Genomic DNA, 14,767 nt, shown 5'->3' with positions numbered 1-14,767 from the left:
TGTTGATTTGAGGTGCTTGCGATGAAATTGTTGCGCTATGGGATCGCTGTGGAACGCCTGGGACAGCGCTATCGTCTGGATGGGGTGCTGGGAAGCGGGGGGATGGCCGATGTGTGCCTGGCCTGGGATGAACGTGAGCAGCGTGAGGTGGCGGTCAAAGTTATCAAGTCGCAGGAGCTGGATCAACGTACGGTGGATCGCTTTTTGAAGGAGGCGTCCCAGGTGGCTCGCTGGCGCCATCCTCATGTGGTGCGCATCTATGGCAATGCGCGCATGGAGCTATTGGATCGCTCGCAGGGCATCTTCGTGCCCTATATCGTGATGGAGTACGCGCAGAACGGAGACCTGCATAAGCGTTTGCGCAAGGGGATTCCGTTTCCGTTCGCGCAGACGTTGTCGGTATTCGAGCAGGTGTGCCAGGCAGTCTCGTTCGCCCATTCACAGGGGGTGATCCACCGCGATCTGAAACCGCTGAACATTCTGTTTCGCGCGCTCCCCGATGGCAGCGAACAGGCGTTGCTGAGCGATTTCGGCCTGGCCGTAGAGAAGGACGCGACCCACTTTACCTTCGCGGCCGGCGGGACGCTTCCCTACATGGCACCGGAACAACTTCAGGGACGCGCCCAGCCGGCCAGCGATATCTTCGCGCTGGGCGTGATCCTCTATCAGCTCTGTACGGGCCGGCTACCGTTCAAGCGCTCACTGGTGGACCTGCGCAGCCGCGCGCCCATGCAACCACCCATCCCGCCCAGCCAGTTATTCGAGCTACTGCCCCCGGACCTGGATGACGTCATCCTGCAATCCCTGGCGGAAGATCCGCGTCAGCGCTACGCCGACGCGCTAGACTTCTGGGGCGCGGTACACGAAGTGGTCTCGGCCAGCACCGTAGAGGCCATTTCTCGCCAGCAGACGCTTCGCTATCCACCACAACCCTCCCGGCCCTCGCTACCATCCGCGCACAGCGTCTGGGGTCACGACCTCGGCGAACACAGCGGAGCCGCTCCGGACGCCCTCGTCTCCCTCGATGGCGCCTCCGGCTACGACCTGCTCCTGAACAGCCAGCCAGACACCTCACCACGCTCGCAAGCCGATCCAGCAACCCACACCCCGGCACGGCAGCAGCCCAATAATGACTACAAGAATTCCAGCCGTGCCGGGCGTATCCCGCGTCGCACATCACGCGGACCCGACACCTCGGCGGAGCGTCCCCTGGTAGCACCCACGCGCACACGTAGCAGCGGAGCCGCCGCCTCGCCTGCAAGCCCGCTGCCACCCGCCAGGCGACCAGCTGGGCCCGCGACAGCTATAAACCAATCCATGCCACCGGGACAACATCGTCGCCGTGGTCGCAAGCTCACTACAATCGGCCTGCTCTGCAGCGCCGCGCTCATCACCGCGCTGCTCCTGGTCCTGCTCACCCCCATCTTCCCGGGACTCCACGCCCTCACCGGCATCCCTCCCCTCTTCGGAGGCGCAGGCGGCCCGACCACACCCACCATCACCATCGTCCCCACCAGCAAAACCATCACTGACACCTACATCATACAAGGCGTCCCTGCCAATCCCGATCCCCAACAACTCCAGATCAGCCTGCGCAACGTAAAGTCCACGCCCGACCCACAGATGCGCCAGATCACCGGCACCGGACACAACAAAACCAACGGAACCGTCGCTAAAGGGACGTTGACTTTTTTCAATGGTGCTTTTATTTCTCAGACCATCCAGGCAGGTACTATCCTTACAGGGCAAGATGGGGTACAAGTAACAATTAACAATACAACAACTATCCCCCCAGCGGATGCGGCAACCGCACATACAAGCAATGTGGCCGCCGCTGCACATACAATAAATGTGGGCAACAATAGCAATATAAAAATCAGGGATATAAATCAAACTTGCTGTGCTTCAAATAATACTATTTTTGTTAGCAATTTATCTCCGTTCACAGGCGGGCAGGACGCGGCCGATTATACCTTTGTGCAGCAGGGGGATGTCGACGCGGTAGTCAACCCACTGGTGACGTCGCTCTCACAGCAGGCACAGTCGGATTTCAACAAACAGCTGGCCGCCACTGAGCAACTGGTCGGAGCTCCAACCTGCACGAAATCTGTACAGAGCAACAAGGGGGAGATCGGCGATCAGGGCCATAACGTTACCTCAACGACCGTGACGGTGTCGGCGACCTGTACCGGTATGGCCTACGATCAGAAGGGCGCGCAGCAGATCGCCAGCAGCCGGCTGCGACAGAAGGCGGCCAGCAATCCCGGCTCCGGCTATGCCCTGGTGGGTAACGTCACATCCAGGGTTATCAATATCAACCGCCGGGGACAAAATATCGCATTACTGGTCAGCGCACAGGGGACCTGGGCCTACCAGTTCAGCCCTCAGCGCAAGCAGCAGTTGCTCCAGGCCGTCGCCGGTAAATCGATCAGCGCCGCCCAACAATTCCTAAAACAGCAAATTGGCATCGCCAACGTGTTTATTCATTTAAAGGAGGGGAACTCCACCGCCTTACCAACCAATCCGGCCGGCATAAACATACAGATTCAGGACATTCAGACCCCGGCAACCGCCAGAAGATAAACCGTTGATACTGTATGCTTGACGAACCGGCTCTATTCTTGAGATAAATAAGATAGCAAAGCTTTTATGCAAAAAAACCTGATACCGGAAAGAGGAATATCTATCCATTAATTGCCGCCCTGCGGGAGGCGGGGGAAGTGAGAAACGTTGGGGCACAGCCCCTAGCATGCTCACTTGCATCCCCATTCGGCCCATAAAAACCAATTAATATACGACACGCACCAGCTAATCGTATAAACCTTAATAACTCGGGCAACAATATATAGGCTTGCAATAAGCACACAGCGGGGGCCCAGGGGGCCGGCCAGGCCCCTGGCGGGGGTCAGGGGGTGTCCCCCTGCTTCTCTCACTACCCCTCCTCGCCGCCGCAGGCGGCGCGAGAGGGGTCCAGAGACTCCCCCACCAGGCCCGCCGCAGGCAGAAAAATATATGCACAGCCTTAAAACTTTTTATATTTGTGAGAATACTGTAATTTTGCACAGGCAAACTTATTCTTCTCTTTCCGAAATGATCGGTATAGTGTAAAATGAACGCCATAGGCGAGGAACGCAAATTTATGGCATAGAGGGATGATGGATTATGAGACAGGGTAACGGCACGGACCTGCTGGGAATGAATGACCCTCGAAGTGCAACTATTGGTGTCATCTATGTTGCTCCCACCGACGATCGCAAAAGTGTGCTTGGAGCTATCCTGACGCAGGATAAATTAAATCGCCAGCAAATTGTTATAGTTCTTCCCAATCCAAATAAAGCTTTTCAGCGCCCGCAGGATTTCGACGACTTAAAGAGCGTCCGGCGTCGGATACAGCGTGAGATGATTTTTGTCTCTCCCAGCGGACCAGGACCGGCGGAATTCGCACGCCAGCGGAACTTCCCCGTCTATGATAGCCTGGAGGCGTATACTCAGGCATTACGCGAGGGCAATGTGCCTGAATCTCCGGAGGCCGTACCAGCGCCAGCCCCTGAGAAGAAAAACCGTTTCTTTGGTGGTCGGGGCAAGGCGGCGACTACCGGGGCCATCGCGGGCGCGGCCGCCGGCGCCGCCGCCAGTCGCCTGGCGCCCCGCGATCCACAATCAACCATGAAATTTAATGAAGCAGGCGCCGATCCACAGACGGGCGCGCCCGTCGCCAATACGCCTTCGCCGCAGGTTCCTTCGACACCACGCATGCCGGAGACGCCTCATCGCGGCACGCTCGATGATGATGACGATCTGGGTCCAGCCACCGGTCCCGGCGCCGCCGCTATGGGGGCTGGCGCTGGCCTGGCCGCCGATCGCATGCGCCGCTCCGCCCGTTTAAGCCCACCTCCACACGATCTGGATGATGATGAACTGGAGACTGGCGCACCCGCCGATAAGCCGGCCCGCAACTCCAAGAGCCTGCGACCAGACCCTAACGCGACCCAGCAGGCAGGCGCAGCAGCAGCCGGTGCCAGTCCTGGCATTATCGATCTGCAACCCGTCAACCAGCGCACACCCGGTGGCGTCAATCGTACCCCGACGCGCACGCCGGGCCGCTCCAATGAGCCACCGGTCGTTGTGCCGACCGAACTGGATGATGCGGATGTGCCACCGCCTCCTACCCATGGTGCCGGCCGCCGTCGTTCCGGAGCCATGGGCGCGGCCGCTGTAGGCGCCGCCGGGCTGGCCGGAGCGGCGGCCGCCAGTCAGCATCCGCAGAGCGCGGCGGCCGCCGGCAGTACCAGCGCCATCCCCGCGCAGCGGCCACCCGCGGGAGGTCCCCCTCCAGCGCAGCGACCAGGTCAGCAGCGTCCACGCCGGCGTGGTAGCCGGCTGCTGCTCCTCATAGCCCTGCTCCTCCTCTTGCTGTTGCTGTTTGGGATTTCCTACGGCTATATAGATCCTAATGGCTTCCAAAGTATGGTCGTTCGGCCGGTGTCGAGCCTGCTTCCAAAGGGAGTCCAGGGCACGACGGCGACCGTGACCATCACCCCGGATAGCCGCGTGGTGACGGATAACTATGTCATGCAGGCCGTGACCAATAATCCCAACGCCCAGCAGCTCCAGATCAAACTGCGCAACCTAACGGCCACGCCCGACCCGCAGATGCGCCAGGTCACCGGCACCGGTCATACCCAGACACCAGCGGCTAAAGCCCACGGTACGCTGACCTTCAAAAATGGATCAACCCAGCCTTTTACAGTCGGTGCGGGCACAGTCATTCCGACCAGAGCCGGAGTAAGCATCATTACAGATCAAGTGGCACCAATCCCAGCCGCGCAACCAAGCAGTGGTCTCTTTGGCTCGGTAACAATTAAAGCCCATGCCGTTACAGGTGGCACGATTGGAAACCTTGGCGCGGGAACGCTCAATGGGAATTGTTGCAATGCCAATAACTTCATCTTTGTGAGTAATAATACCTTCACCGGCGGACAGGATCCGCAGGATTATACTTTTGTGCAGCAGGGGGATGTCGACGCGGTGGTCAATCCGCTGGTGACGTCGCTCTCAAAGCAGGCACAGTCGGATTTCAACAAGCAGCTGGCCGCCAATGAGCAGCTGGTCGGGGATCCCGTCTGTTCGAAATCGGTGGCGACCAACAAAGGGGAGATCGGCGATCAGGGTCACAATATCACTTCGACGACGGTCACGGTTTCGGCGACCTGTACCGGTATGGCCTACGATCAGAAGGGCGCGCAACAGGTGGCGCAGTCGCGGCTGCAGACCAAGGCGGCCAGCGATCCCGGTTCCGGCTACGCCCTGGTGGGCAACATTACGTCCCATGTAGACCAGGTGACGCGCAGGCAGGGGAATATCTTCTTGCTGGTCAGCGCGCAGGGGACCTGGGTCTACCAGATTGGGGACGCGCAGAAGTCTCAGTTGGCCCACAATCTGGCGGGCAAGAAGCTGGCGGATGCGCAGGCGTTCTTGAATGGGCAGAAGGGCTTTAAGAGCACGACAATCAAGTTGAGCAATGATAGCAAGACCATGCCGACCGATCCGAATCAGATCACCATTGATGTGGTCGCAATCCCTGGCTCTAAGGGTACACCGGGGGGCACTCCCCCGGTCAGTGGGCCAGATGCTACGCCGACCCCTTCGGCAGCGCGTGGCTTGATTTCGTCTGCTTCATTGAAAGGATAAACGTGCGTAATGCTGTCTCTTGAGGGCAAGCAGCTCGGCAACTACGATATCATCCGCCGAATTCGCGTCGGTGGGATGGGGGCCGTCTATGAAGGACGGCAGCGTACGGCCTTCGATCGCCGTGTCGCGATTAAGGTGATCCTGGGCGATTATGCCGCCGATCCAGACATGCGGCGGCGCTTCGCCCGTGAGGCCAGGACGGTCGCTCGTCTCCAGCATCCACATATCTTGCCGCTGATCGAGTTTGGGGACGCGCAGGGCATCCTGTATCTTGTGATGCCTTTTATCGAGGGGGGGACGCTCACCAGTTATTTACGCCACCATCTCCCCGACCTGGGTGAGGTGTCGACGATCTATCAGCAGCTGTTGGACGCGGTCGAGTGCGCCCATGACCATAATTTAATTCACCGGGATATCAAGTCCTCAAATGTGCTGCTTGAGCTGCGGCGCAATATGCCTCCCTATGCCTATCTGGCCGACTTTGGCCTGGTGCGGGCGATGCGGCCGGGCGATGCCAGCCAGGTCGGCAAGCCGATCCCCCTTGAGCAGGTGCCGGGGACGCCACACTATATGGCACCCGAGCAGACGATGGGGATCGTGACACATCTGACCGATATTTATGCCCTGGGCGTGCTGCTATTTCAGATGCTGACCGGCAATCTGCCTTACAATGATCCCGATGAGGTGCGCGTCATTGAGATGCAGATGCACGATCCTATTCCATCCCCCTGCGAGCACGATGCCTCGATTCCGGCCGAGCTGGATACGGTGGTGAAGACGGCGATGGCCAAACAACCGGAGGATCGCTATCCAACCATCGCGGCCCTGCGTGAGGCTTTTCTGGCCGCGGTCCAGGGTCAGCCGCTGCCCCAACCCATTACGGAAGATGTCAAGCCCACGCGCGCGGCGCTCAGGTCAACCATCCAGCTGGAGCCTGAGGAGATGCCGCCCTATGCGGCCCCGGCGGCGCCCGTGGAACCGCGTCCCCATAAGCAGGGGGGCCACCTACGCCGTCCACCGGCTGATCCGCCCCAGCCCATTATTATGCATCAGCGACACCGAGGCACCGATAGTCCCGCGCCGGTCGCGGTTAGTCGGGCCGAAGAACGCATCACCGGCGAGCGCACAGACAGGACCGAACGTCCCTATGTGACTGAACGCGGTCGTCAACGGGTGCGCATCACAGAGGAACCCGTACGTAGTACGCATGCCCCCAGGCAACGCAGGCGCTTCCTGCTGCTGCTGGCGGCGGTCGCCGTGCTGCTGCTGGTTATGCTCCTGATCTCACGTGTGCTGGGCGCCAGCATCATTCCCGCCAACATACCCCTGATCGGCGCACCCACGACCGCCACCATACGCATCACCCCTAAATCCAGCGACCTGGAGAACGCGTTCTTGCTGACCGCCTCGCCGCAGGTGAAGGGGACCGATCTGAACGCGCGCACCATCCCTGATCGCGTGCTTACCACCTCGGATAGCAGCGAGACCATCATTACGACCACTGGCATCAACAAGACCCAGGGTCAGCAGGCACGTGGCAACGTCCTGTTCGTGAATACATCACCCAACCCGATCCCGGTCGCCAAAACGCTCATCCTCAACGCGGGCAATGGGGTCCAGGTTCAGTTGACGCAGGATGCCGTCGTTCCACCAAAGAAGGCGAATCAGCCCGGTCGCCTTCTCCTGCCGGCGGTCGCCGTGCAGACGGGTCAGGCGGGCAATATCGCCGCCAATGCGATCAGCGGCACCTGCTGCCAGCCCACCCTCTATACCAGCAATCCGGCACCCTTTACAGGAGGCGTGGACGATACCACCACCCACTTCTTCTCGCAGGCCGACCTGGATGGGACCAAAGGCACCCTGTTCGCCAAGCTGCAGCAGCAGCTCAAAAGCGATCTGCAGAAGCAACTCAAGCCGGGCGAGGTTATGGGAGGGGCGACCGACTACAAGATCGTCGATGTGACCACCAACGTTCCGGTGAACGCGACCGCCGACAAGGTGCAGATTACCATCAAGGCCCAGGGACAGGCGGCGGCCTACCAGAAGAGTACCGCGCAGGATGCGGCCCTCTCCCTGCTCAATAACTACGCGCAAAAAAAGCTCGGCAAGGGCTACCAGCTCCAGGGCCAGGTCACCGTCTCAGGACCCGACAGTACCGAGGCGGGCAAGGGTGGTGTAATCTACCTTACCCTTAAGGCACGCGGCACCTGGACCTACACCTTCAATGACGATCAGATCCAGAAGCTACGTCAACCTATCAAAGGGGCCACCGCCAGCGTCGCCAAAACCTACCTGGCGACCCAGCCCGGCGTCGAGAGCGTCGACATCCAGCTCCCGTTCGGCACCGATCACCTGCCCACCAACACCGACGACATCGACATCCTCCTCGCCCCCCACAACGGCTCCTGAACCAACGCGAGGGGGTGCACGCAAGGCTTGCCCCCCTCGGAAAGCGAATCCCGTAGGTTCGACCCTCGCGGTCGATTTCCCCTTCACGTACGACATGTCCCCCGTAGGTTCGACCCTCGCGGTCGATTTCCCCTTCACGTACGACATGTCCCCCGTAGGTTCGGCCCTCGCGGCCGATTTCCCCTTCACGCACGTTAACGCCCACCAAACGAGGACCACGGAAACGCATGTGAGATACATGTTCATGCGGCGAGGAGAAATCGACCACACGGGTCGAACCTACGGGATTCGCTTTTCTTGTTGCCTATATTCAGCGGTCATCTTGACCTGGTACCTCCTCAACATCAATAAGGAGATAATGCAGAGCAGGCCTTCGGAGGCGGCCTCGGCCGACCAGATCCCCGTCAGAGAGAAAAGGCTGGATGCCAGCAAGAGCACCGGCAGTTTGATGAGGATGATGCCCCCGAGCGTAAGCAGCAGAGCTTCCTTTGCCCTGCCGACCGCTTGAAAATAGGCGGCAACCATCAGCGAAACACCGCTCAGCGGACAGGCCAGCGACATCAAGCGCAGGGCCACCTGCCCTTCGGTGATAATCCTGGTCTCCTTCGAGAGCAGGGCGATCAGCGTGGCCGGGATCAGCAGGCACAGGCCGCAGACGATCAACCCGTATACGATCGCAGTGCCGAGCGAATAGCCGATGGTTTTGCGCACCCGGCCAAAGCGCTTCTGCCCAAAGTTATAGCCCAGGATCGGCTGCATCCCCTGCATGATGCCCGTCTGCGGCGTGTTCAGCCCGGCATAGAGCCTGTTGACGATGGCGAAAACGCCCAGCGCGCTGTCTCCACCGATCACCTTCAGCAGGTTGTTGGTGACGATCACAACCAGGCTGGCGCTGATGCTTTTGAAGAACGACGGAAATCCGATGATAATGACCTCGGCCATGATCGACCAGTCCGGCTTGAAATACGCGGCCTTGATCCGGTATGAGCGGTTCTTTTTGAAGAAGAAGAAATAGACGCTCATGCTGGCTGAGATCGCCTGTCCTATGACCGTTGCCAGGGCAGCCCCGGCAACGCCAGTGTGCAAGACGATGATGAATAGCCAGCAGAAGACGACATTGGCGCTGACAGGGATCATCCACATGGCTGTCGAGTAGCGGATATTGCCATCTGCCCGGACGATTGTGGAGTAGCCGGTGCTGGTGATGGCGCCGAGGAAGATGATCCGGCCGTACGTGATGGCATAGGGCGCGATGCTGTCCGTCGCGCCCAGCATAGAGACGATCGGCCCGATGAACAGCGCTCCAAATACGGTGATCACTATCGCCACGGTCCAGAAGATCAGGAAGGTGTTGGCGACGGTTCTGGACGCCCGCTCGGTTTGCGCCTCGCCGAGCGCCCGCGAAACCACCGATGCACCACCAGCCCCGACGGTCGTGGCCACACCTCCAAGGGCGATCAATACTGGAGAGATGATCGACGCCCCGGCGGCGGCCAGCGAGTTGATGCCAACCGAGAGGAAGTAAGTGTCCGTGACGCTGTAGATGGCATAGACCAGCAGCGAAAGCGTGGTCTGAGACGACATCTCCCACAGCAGTTTTCCAATCTTCTCCATGCCCAGGCGTTCAACCCTTGCGGAACTATCCATCGGAGATCAGTTCTCCTTTAGCCAGTCCATGGCAAACACCATCAGCTGCTTCGCCATGTCGCTGGCAAAGTTGGAATCATAATTTCGGTAGTAACATTCCGTCTTCATCACCAGGCCGAGATGCAGTGTGTATAGCTGGCATCTTTCATCCTCTTCGTGCGTGAAGGTGGTTTTGCCATAGCCGCGCATGCTTTCGGAGACGCCTCCAAACAAAGCTAACGCCCGGAATTGCGCCTCCATCAAGGGATCGGCCCACAGCGCCCGCTCAAAATCGAGGATGCCGCTGATCTTGCCGTCTTTGGCAAAGAAATTCAGGTCCCAGGCGTCCCAGTGGACCAGGCGCGGCGTGGTGACAGCCTCCATTGAGGGGGCGTGCTTCAGGATGGCCGCGCGGATCTCGTCAATGGGATAGCCAAAATCCGCATCTTTCCTGGCGCCGTCTTCCAGCACCGCGTCCATGATCTTGATGAACGCCTCTTTCCAGGTAGCGCCGCGCAGGTCGCTGTTGCCATCATAGCCAAAATACGTACCCGTAAAACCGTTGATCTCGCGGATGATTACGCCGATCTGCTGATCGAGCCGCGCCTGCATCTCCGGTGCCAGAGACGCCTTCACATGCTCGTAATTGTCCCCGCTTAGCTTCTCCATGAAATAGTAATCAGAGTCACACACGTCCAGGTCCGTGTCAAAAAAATAGATCTCCGGCACCGGGATGGCCGGGTTCTCACGCACCAGGCGCATAGAGGCCACCTCGGTCTCCATAATATTCTTCTCATACGCCAGCACTTCAGCGTCCCTGAGCGGCGCGATCTTTAAGATCACCTCCCTGCCATCGGACAACCGGACGTCATAGGCCGCGTTAAACCAGCCTTCCTTTAGCTCTCGCACGGCGTCTTCACCGGCCGCCAGTGTGATTCCGCCAAATGCCTTCTCGGCCATCCGCGCCACCTGCGCCCGCGTCTTCCTGTTTTTCGTCTTGCTCTCCATGCGATCCCTCTCTTTGCCATATCTAAAAGAGGGCCATATCCATCCATCCTCAAGGATATGGCCCCTGCTCATCGACACAAACACGACACGCCCCCGTAGCGGCGATCCTCGCGGTCACCCCCGTCCCCCTACGATTCCCTTACCCCCAAAATCATCCCTCACCAGACAACGCAGGCACGATAAAATCCGGGATCAAGGCTCGAATCCTGTTGTGCTGCTCTTTGTCCTTCTGTGCCTGCTCGACCGATGCGACGGTAACGACAATCAGATCGAGCGCGGGAACAACATAGATATATTTGCCACCATAGCCGGAGGCGAAGAAGGCATGCAGACCGCGCACCTGCTCTATCCACCACAGATAGCCATAGCGCGCGTTGACCGGAGGGCCACCGCTACTCTGCTCACGCGTGGATTCCGCCACGTACCCCTCCGGGATGATCTGCTCTCCATCCCATTTTCCACCATTGAGGTAGAGGAAGCCCAGTTTCGCCATCTCGCGCGCCGTAAAATGCGCCCCAAAGCTCCCGGTACTATTGCCCTGACCGTTGATCTTCCAGGGATAGCCGTCTTTCTCATCCCATAGTGCATCGCCATGCCAGGTATGTGGTCCCGCCCCCTCCTGCTTCCAGGCGAAGCGCGTATCTTTATCGCGCCAGATCCCCAGCGTTTGAAACAGCGTCTGATCAGCAAAAGCCGCCGGACTCATCCCTGTTACCCGCTCTATAACACCGGCCAGAATATCAACGCTGAGATTGTCGTAGAAGAAGCGCTGACCAGGAGGCTCCGCCATTGGCCGCTGAAGCGCGGAGCGTAGGATCTCACGCCAGAACTCATGAGGATATTCCTCGCTAAAGCCGGTCTGCAGGCTTAACAGGTGGCGCAGAGTAATAGCCTGCTTGCGTGGATCCTGCTCTTGCGCGCCAATCTCCGGGAAAAAGTCCAGCATATGCTGATCCAGGCTCTCGATCTTTCCCTGTGCCAGCGCCACGCCAATCAGAGCCCCAACAACGCTCTTGGTCGCCGAGCTAATCGAATGCAAGCTCTTCTGATGAAATCCCTGGTAATAGCGCTCAAAAACCAGCTTGCCACGCCGCACAATCAGCAGCGCATGTAATCCCGGCAAGTGTTCATCAATATATGCCTGCATGCGCACCAGCGGATCTGCTTGAAAACCCACGGCCTGTGGCTCGCACATCTGCCACTCAATCGTCGGCCAGTACGTACGCGGTGGAACGGAGTTTGACATCAACATCTCCAATACACAAATATCGCGAATTCATGCACCTATCATACCACCTCCATTCACCATGGTACCCCATTTTCGGCTCACACGATCAGGTCCCTGTAGGCGGCATGCACAAGGCCGGATTGACACGCCCGATGCACGAAAATGCAGCAATCCGGCCTTGTGCATGCCGCTCTGTTGACGTACGGTATGTCGGCTTATGCACGAAGCAGGACCGCTTTCTCGATTTTTAGGAACGATATCGTACGTGAACGGGTGCGGCATGCACAAGGCCGGATTGCTGCCTGAACGGCACACCAACGTCTCGAGAAAGCCGCAATCCTATGCCGCCTACGGGGACTACGGGGACATGATCGTGATCGGTGACCACTCACATGCGTTCCTATGACGTTTCGGGTTCCCAAATGCTTCCCTTTTTTCGCTAAAGTTGAAAGTATTGGCCCTCGCGGCCGATTGTGATCCTATGATGTCAGGCTCCGGCCTCCTCCAGGGCCTGAGCGTGCTCATTGTTGTGGTTGGTCGAGACCAGCACCCATTCGTGGGCCAGGCCGCCCTCATTAAAATGACGCGCATCCAGGGCATCCAGCAAGCTTACCAGACGCTGGTGGGCCTGCCTGAATGATGCCTCAACCTGCTCAAATGTCTGCCCCTGCGCCTGAGCCAGCGCGCCGGCGTTAAACTCGGTAGTATCATAGTCTTTGCTCCCGGCACCAGCCAGCAAAGCCGGGATGCGCTGCGATCCCTCAACCTCCCAGGCCGCGAGATGCGCGACCACTTCCCAGGCGCCCCAGCCATCTGGAAGGACCACCCCACGCGCGAACGCATCCTGCGCCGCCCGTAGCACGCGATTATACGCCTGCTCAAAATCTTGCAGCATCTGCTGTTTCATCGGCCAATAATTCCTTTGCTCTGGAATTCTCCGCATCGATACGGAATAAAAAAATATAGCCCTATTATAGCGGATCAGCAGCAAATAGTCTCTATTTTACAACGTGGAAAACCATATGTCCGCCCCTCGCGGCCGTTTTCCCTTCCACGCACGAAACGCAACCTACGTTATCGCGTTTCGTGTTCGTTTTGCTTCATATATGCTGTCCTCGGTGCATCGGTCACGGTCGGCCGGGCAACAGTTGGCGCTGGCGCACGCTGTTAATAAAGGCCTGGGCGCGCGGTTCATGGGGAAAAACCTTGACCAACACCTGCTGGTATTCGGTGAAGCGCTGGTTGAGCATGCTGGAATCTATATCAGCGAGCAGGGGGACCAGGTTTTTGGCAGTTCCCAGACTGGCTTCGAGCTCGCGCTTGCGGGCATAGGCTTCAGCCAGCGGGACCAGCGTGCGGGCGCGGCGAATGATCCAGGCCTCCGGCTGCTGGCGCAGGGCGGTCTGCAGGTGGTTGATGGCGCGTGAGTAGTGCTTGAGATTGAGCATACTGCTGCCGGACATCTGCTGCCACTGCGCGGCGTCGAACTCTTCGTGGGGACCCAGCTTCTCTAACAGTTGGGATGAGGCATCCAGCTTCTCTTCGGTCTGGTAGGAGTCCTGCAGGAGCGAGGCATTGTAGGCCCAGTCCGCCAGCAGATGGGCGCGCAGGCGCACGTATTCTTCGCTCTGCTCATTGGCGATCAGGCGCAGGGCGGCCTCGATGTTGGCGATGGCGGACTCGTACTGGCCGCGTACGTTGGCGACGATGGCCTGCCAGTTCAGGTTCTGGGCCATGTTCCAGATGTCGGCCCCCTCCAGAGCGGCGATGTGGGCCCGCGTGTAGGCCTGCTGCGCGGCGGCGTAGGACCCCTGCAGGTAGGCGGCGGCCCCGATCAGGTTGTAGAGGGCGGCATACAGGCTGTAGCGAAGCTCGGGAAAGAGCAGGTCATGCGTCTGCTGCACCAGGTAGAGCTGAGCCTGGGCCGAGACCAGCACCTCGGTCGGACGCATGGTCTGGAAGCGCTGCCAGCCTTCGGCTACGCTCTCCTGTAACGTGGTACACAGGCGCGTGCGCTCTTCCATCGAGATATGTTTGTCGGATGACGGAACAAGATCACTGATGCGCGTGATCTTCTGCCGTACGCTCGGGGGCATGCCCTGGGCGCCGCGCAGGACGACGCGCAGCGAATTGAGCACCTCATCCATAGTCCAGCCCGCTTCAAACAGCGTTGAGAGCTCGGTGGCGTTGAGGGCCAGCCACGCTCCTGCCCGCTGTTCGTGGGCGATCTCGGGCTCATGTGGCATCAGTTCATGCCCCTGGCGCGCCGTCTTCTGCTGCACCAGCAGGGGTAGATGCAGCGAATGCGCTGGAGAGGCGGGCGCGCTTGCCTCTGGCACAGGCTCCTGGCCGCTCTGCTGAGGCTCATCTTCAACCAGTCCAAGCTCTCTGGCGCTCATCCCAAAGTACTGGCATAGGCGGCGACGCGATTCAGCATTGATCGAGTAGTTGTGCTCGGCGCGCCAGACAGTCGATGAGCCGATACGAGCTTCGTCGGCAAGCTGCTTAATAGTCAGGTTGCGCAGACAACGGGCAGTACGCAAAAGACTTGTACCCATGTTTTTCCCCCCAGTGAAATGGTGAGACATCTACCGTAGATATGAGTTGCCTCGATTGTACGTCCTGTACAAAAAGTACATGCTCTCTGTGCCATTTAAATACGTCGCTGTATCTATATTCAACAGTTGCCGCCCCATCCACATATACCACAATACTCCTATTTATTATAACAATACCATATACCCTTTTTCAGTAGATACATTGTATACCTTTATGGCTATGTTAAGTGAACAAAAAATGATAAAG

General features: G+C 58.8%; 8 protein-coding genes. 3 read left to right on the top strand and 5 right to left on the bottom strand.

The genetic code is table 11. The features are described from left to right. The first annotated feature begins 21 nt into the window (after positions 1–21). From KTT_RS23540 to KTT_RS23530, 3 genes are all read left to right on the top strand, one after another. A complete protein-coding gene (locus KTT_RS23540) occupies positions 22–2,583 on the top strand; it encodes a serine/threonine-protein kinase (RefSeq protein WP_126598830.1) in 2,562 nt (853 codons plus the stop codon). Positions 2,584–3,162: 579 nt separating this feature from the next. Continuing rightward, entirely contained in the window at positions 3,163–5,691 is a 2,529-nt protein-coding gene (locus KTT_RS23535; protein WP_126598828.1) for a hypothetical protein, read from the top strand. A 9-nt stretch (positions 5,692–5,700) separates the two neighbouring features. Then, the gene (locus KTT_RS23530) at positions 5,701–8,100 is read left to right on the top strand and encodes a serine/threonine protein kinase (protein WP_126598826.1); all 2,400 of its coding nucleotides are present in this window, start codon (positions 5,701–5,703) and stop codon (positions 8,098–8,100) included. 279 nt (positions 8,101–8,379) lie between these two features. Here the strand turns inward: KTT_RS23530 and KTT_RS23525 are convergent, their stop codons facing one another. The 5 genes from KTT_RS23525 to KTT_RS23505 all read right to left on the bottom strand — a co-directional run bounded on the left by KTT_RS23525 (position 8,380) and on the right by KTT_RS23505 (position 14,520). Continuing rightward, entirely contained in the window at positions 8,380–9,747 is a 1,368-nt protein-coding gene (locus KTT_RS23525; RefSeq protein WP_126598824.1) for an MATE family efflux transporter, read from the bottom strand. 6 nt (positions 9,748–9,753) lie between these two features. Continuing rightward, positions 9,754–10,734 carry a phosphotransferase family protein gene (locus KTT_RS23520; RefSeq protein ID WP_126598822.1) on the bottom strand — a complete coding sequence of 327 codons (981 nt, stop codon included), beginning with the start codon at positions 10,732–10,734 and terminating at the stop codon, positions 9,754–9,756. Between the two features lie 151 nt (positions 10,735–10,885). Then, positions 10,886–11,980 (bottom strand): serine hydrolase domain-containing protein, encoded by a 1,095-nt coding sequence (locus KTT_RS23515; protein WP_160146083.1) that lies wholly within the window; start codon positions 11,978–11,980, stop codon positions 10,886–10,888. 469 nt (positions 11,981–12,449) lie between these two features. Next, a complete protein-coding gene (locus KTT_RS23510; protein WP_160146082.1) occupies positions 12,450–12,869 on the bottom strand; it encodes a DinB family protein in 420 nt (139 codons plus the stop codon). A gap of 220 nt (positions 12,870–13,089) precedes the next feature. Beyond that, a complete protein-coding gene (locus KTT_RS23505) occupies positions 13,090–14,520 on the bottom strand; it encodes a helix-turn-helix domain-containing protein (RefSeq protein WP_126598816.1) in 1,431 nt (476 codons plus the stop codon). Between the last annotated feature and the right edge of the window lie 247 nt (positions 14,521–14,767).

The organism is Dictyobacter aurantiacus, from assembly GCF_003967515.1.
GTDB lineage: Bacteria > Chloroflexota > Ktedonobacteria > Ktedonobacterales > Ktedonobacteraceae > Dictyobacter > Dictyobacter aurantiacus.
This window is presented reverse-complemented; position numbering and strand designations above follow the sequence as displayed.

Bases quoted from the DNA above. Each gene is read 5' to 3' on its own strand.
- KTT_RS23540 (WP_126598830.1), top strand. From the start codon at position 22: ATGAAATTGTTGCGCTATGGGATCGCTGTGGAACGCCTGGGACAGCGC.
- KTT_RS23535 (WP_126598828.1), top strand. From the start codon at position 3,163: ATGAGACAGGGTAACGGCACGGACCTGCTGGGAATGAATGACCCTCGA.
- KTT_RS23530 (WP_126598826.1), top strand. From the start codon at position 5,701: ATGCTGTCTCTTGAGGGCAAGCAGCTCGGCAACTACGATATCATCCGC.
- KTT_RS23525 (WP_126598824.1), bottom strand. From the start codon at position 9,747: ATGGATAGTTCCGCAAGGGTTGAACGCCTGGGCATGGAGAAGATTGGA.
- KTT_RS23520 (WP_126598822.1), bottom strand. From the start codon at position 10,734: ATGGAGAGCAAGACGAAAAACAGGAAGACGCGGGCGCAGGTGGCGCGG.
- KTT_RS23515 (WP_160146083.1), bottom strand. From the start codon at position 11,980: ATGTCAAACTCCGTTCCACCGCGTACGTACTGGCCGACGATTGAGTGG.
- KTT_RS23510 (WP_160146082.1), bottom strand. From the start codon at position 12,869: ATGAAACAGCAGATGCTGCAAGATTTTGAGCAGGCGTATAATCGCGTG.
- KTT_RS23505 (WP_126598816.1), bottom strand. From the start codon at position 14,520: ATGGGTACAAGTCTTTTGCGTACTGCCCGTTGTCTGCGCAACCTGACT.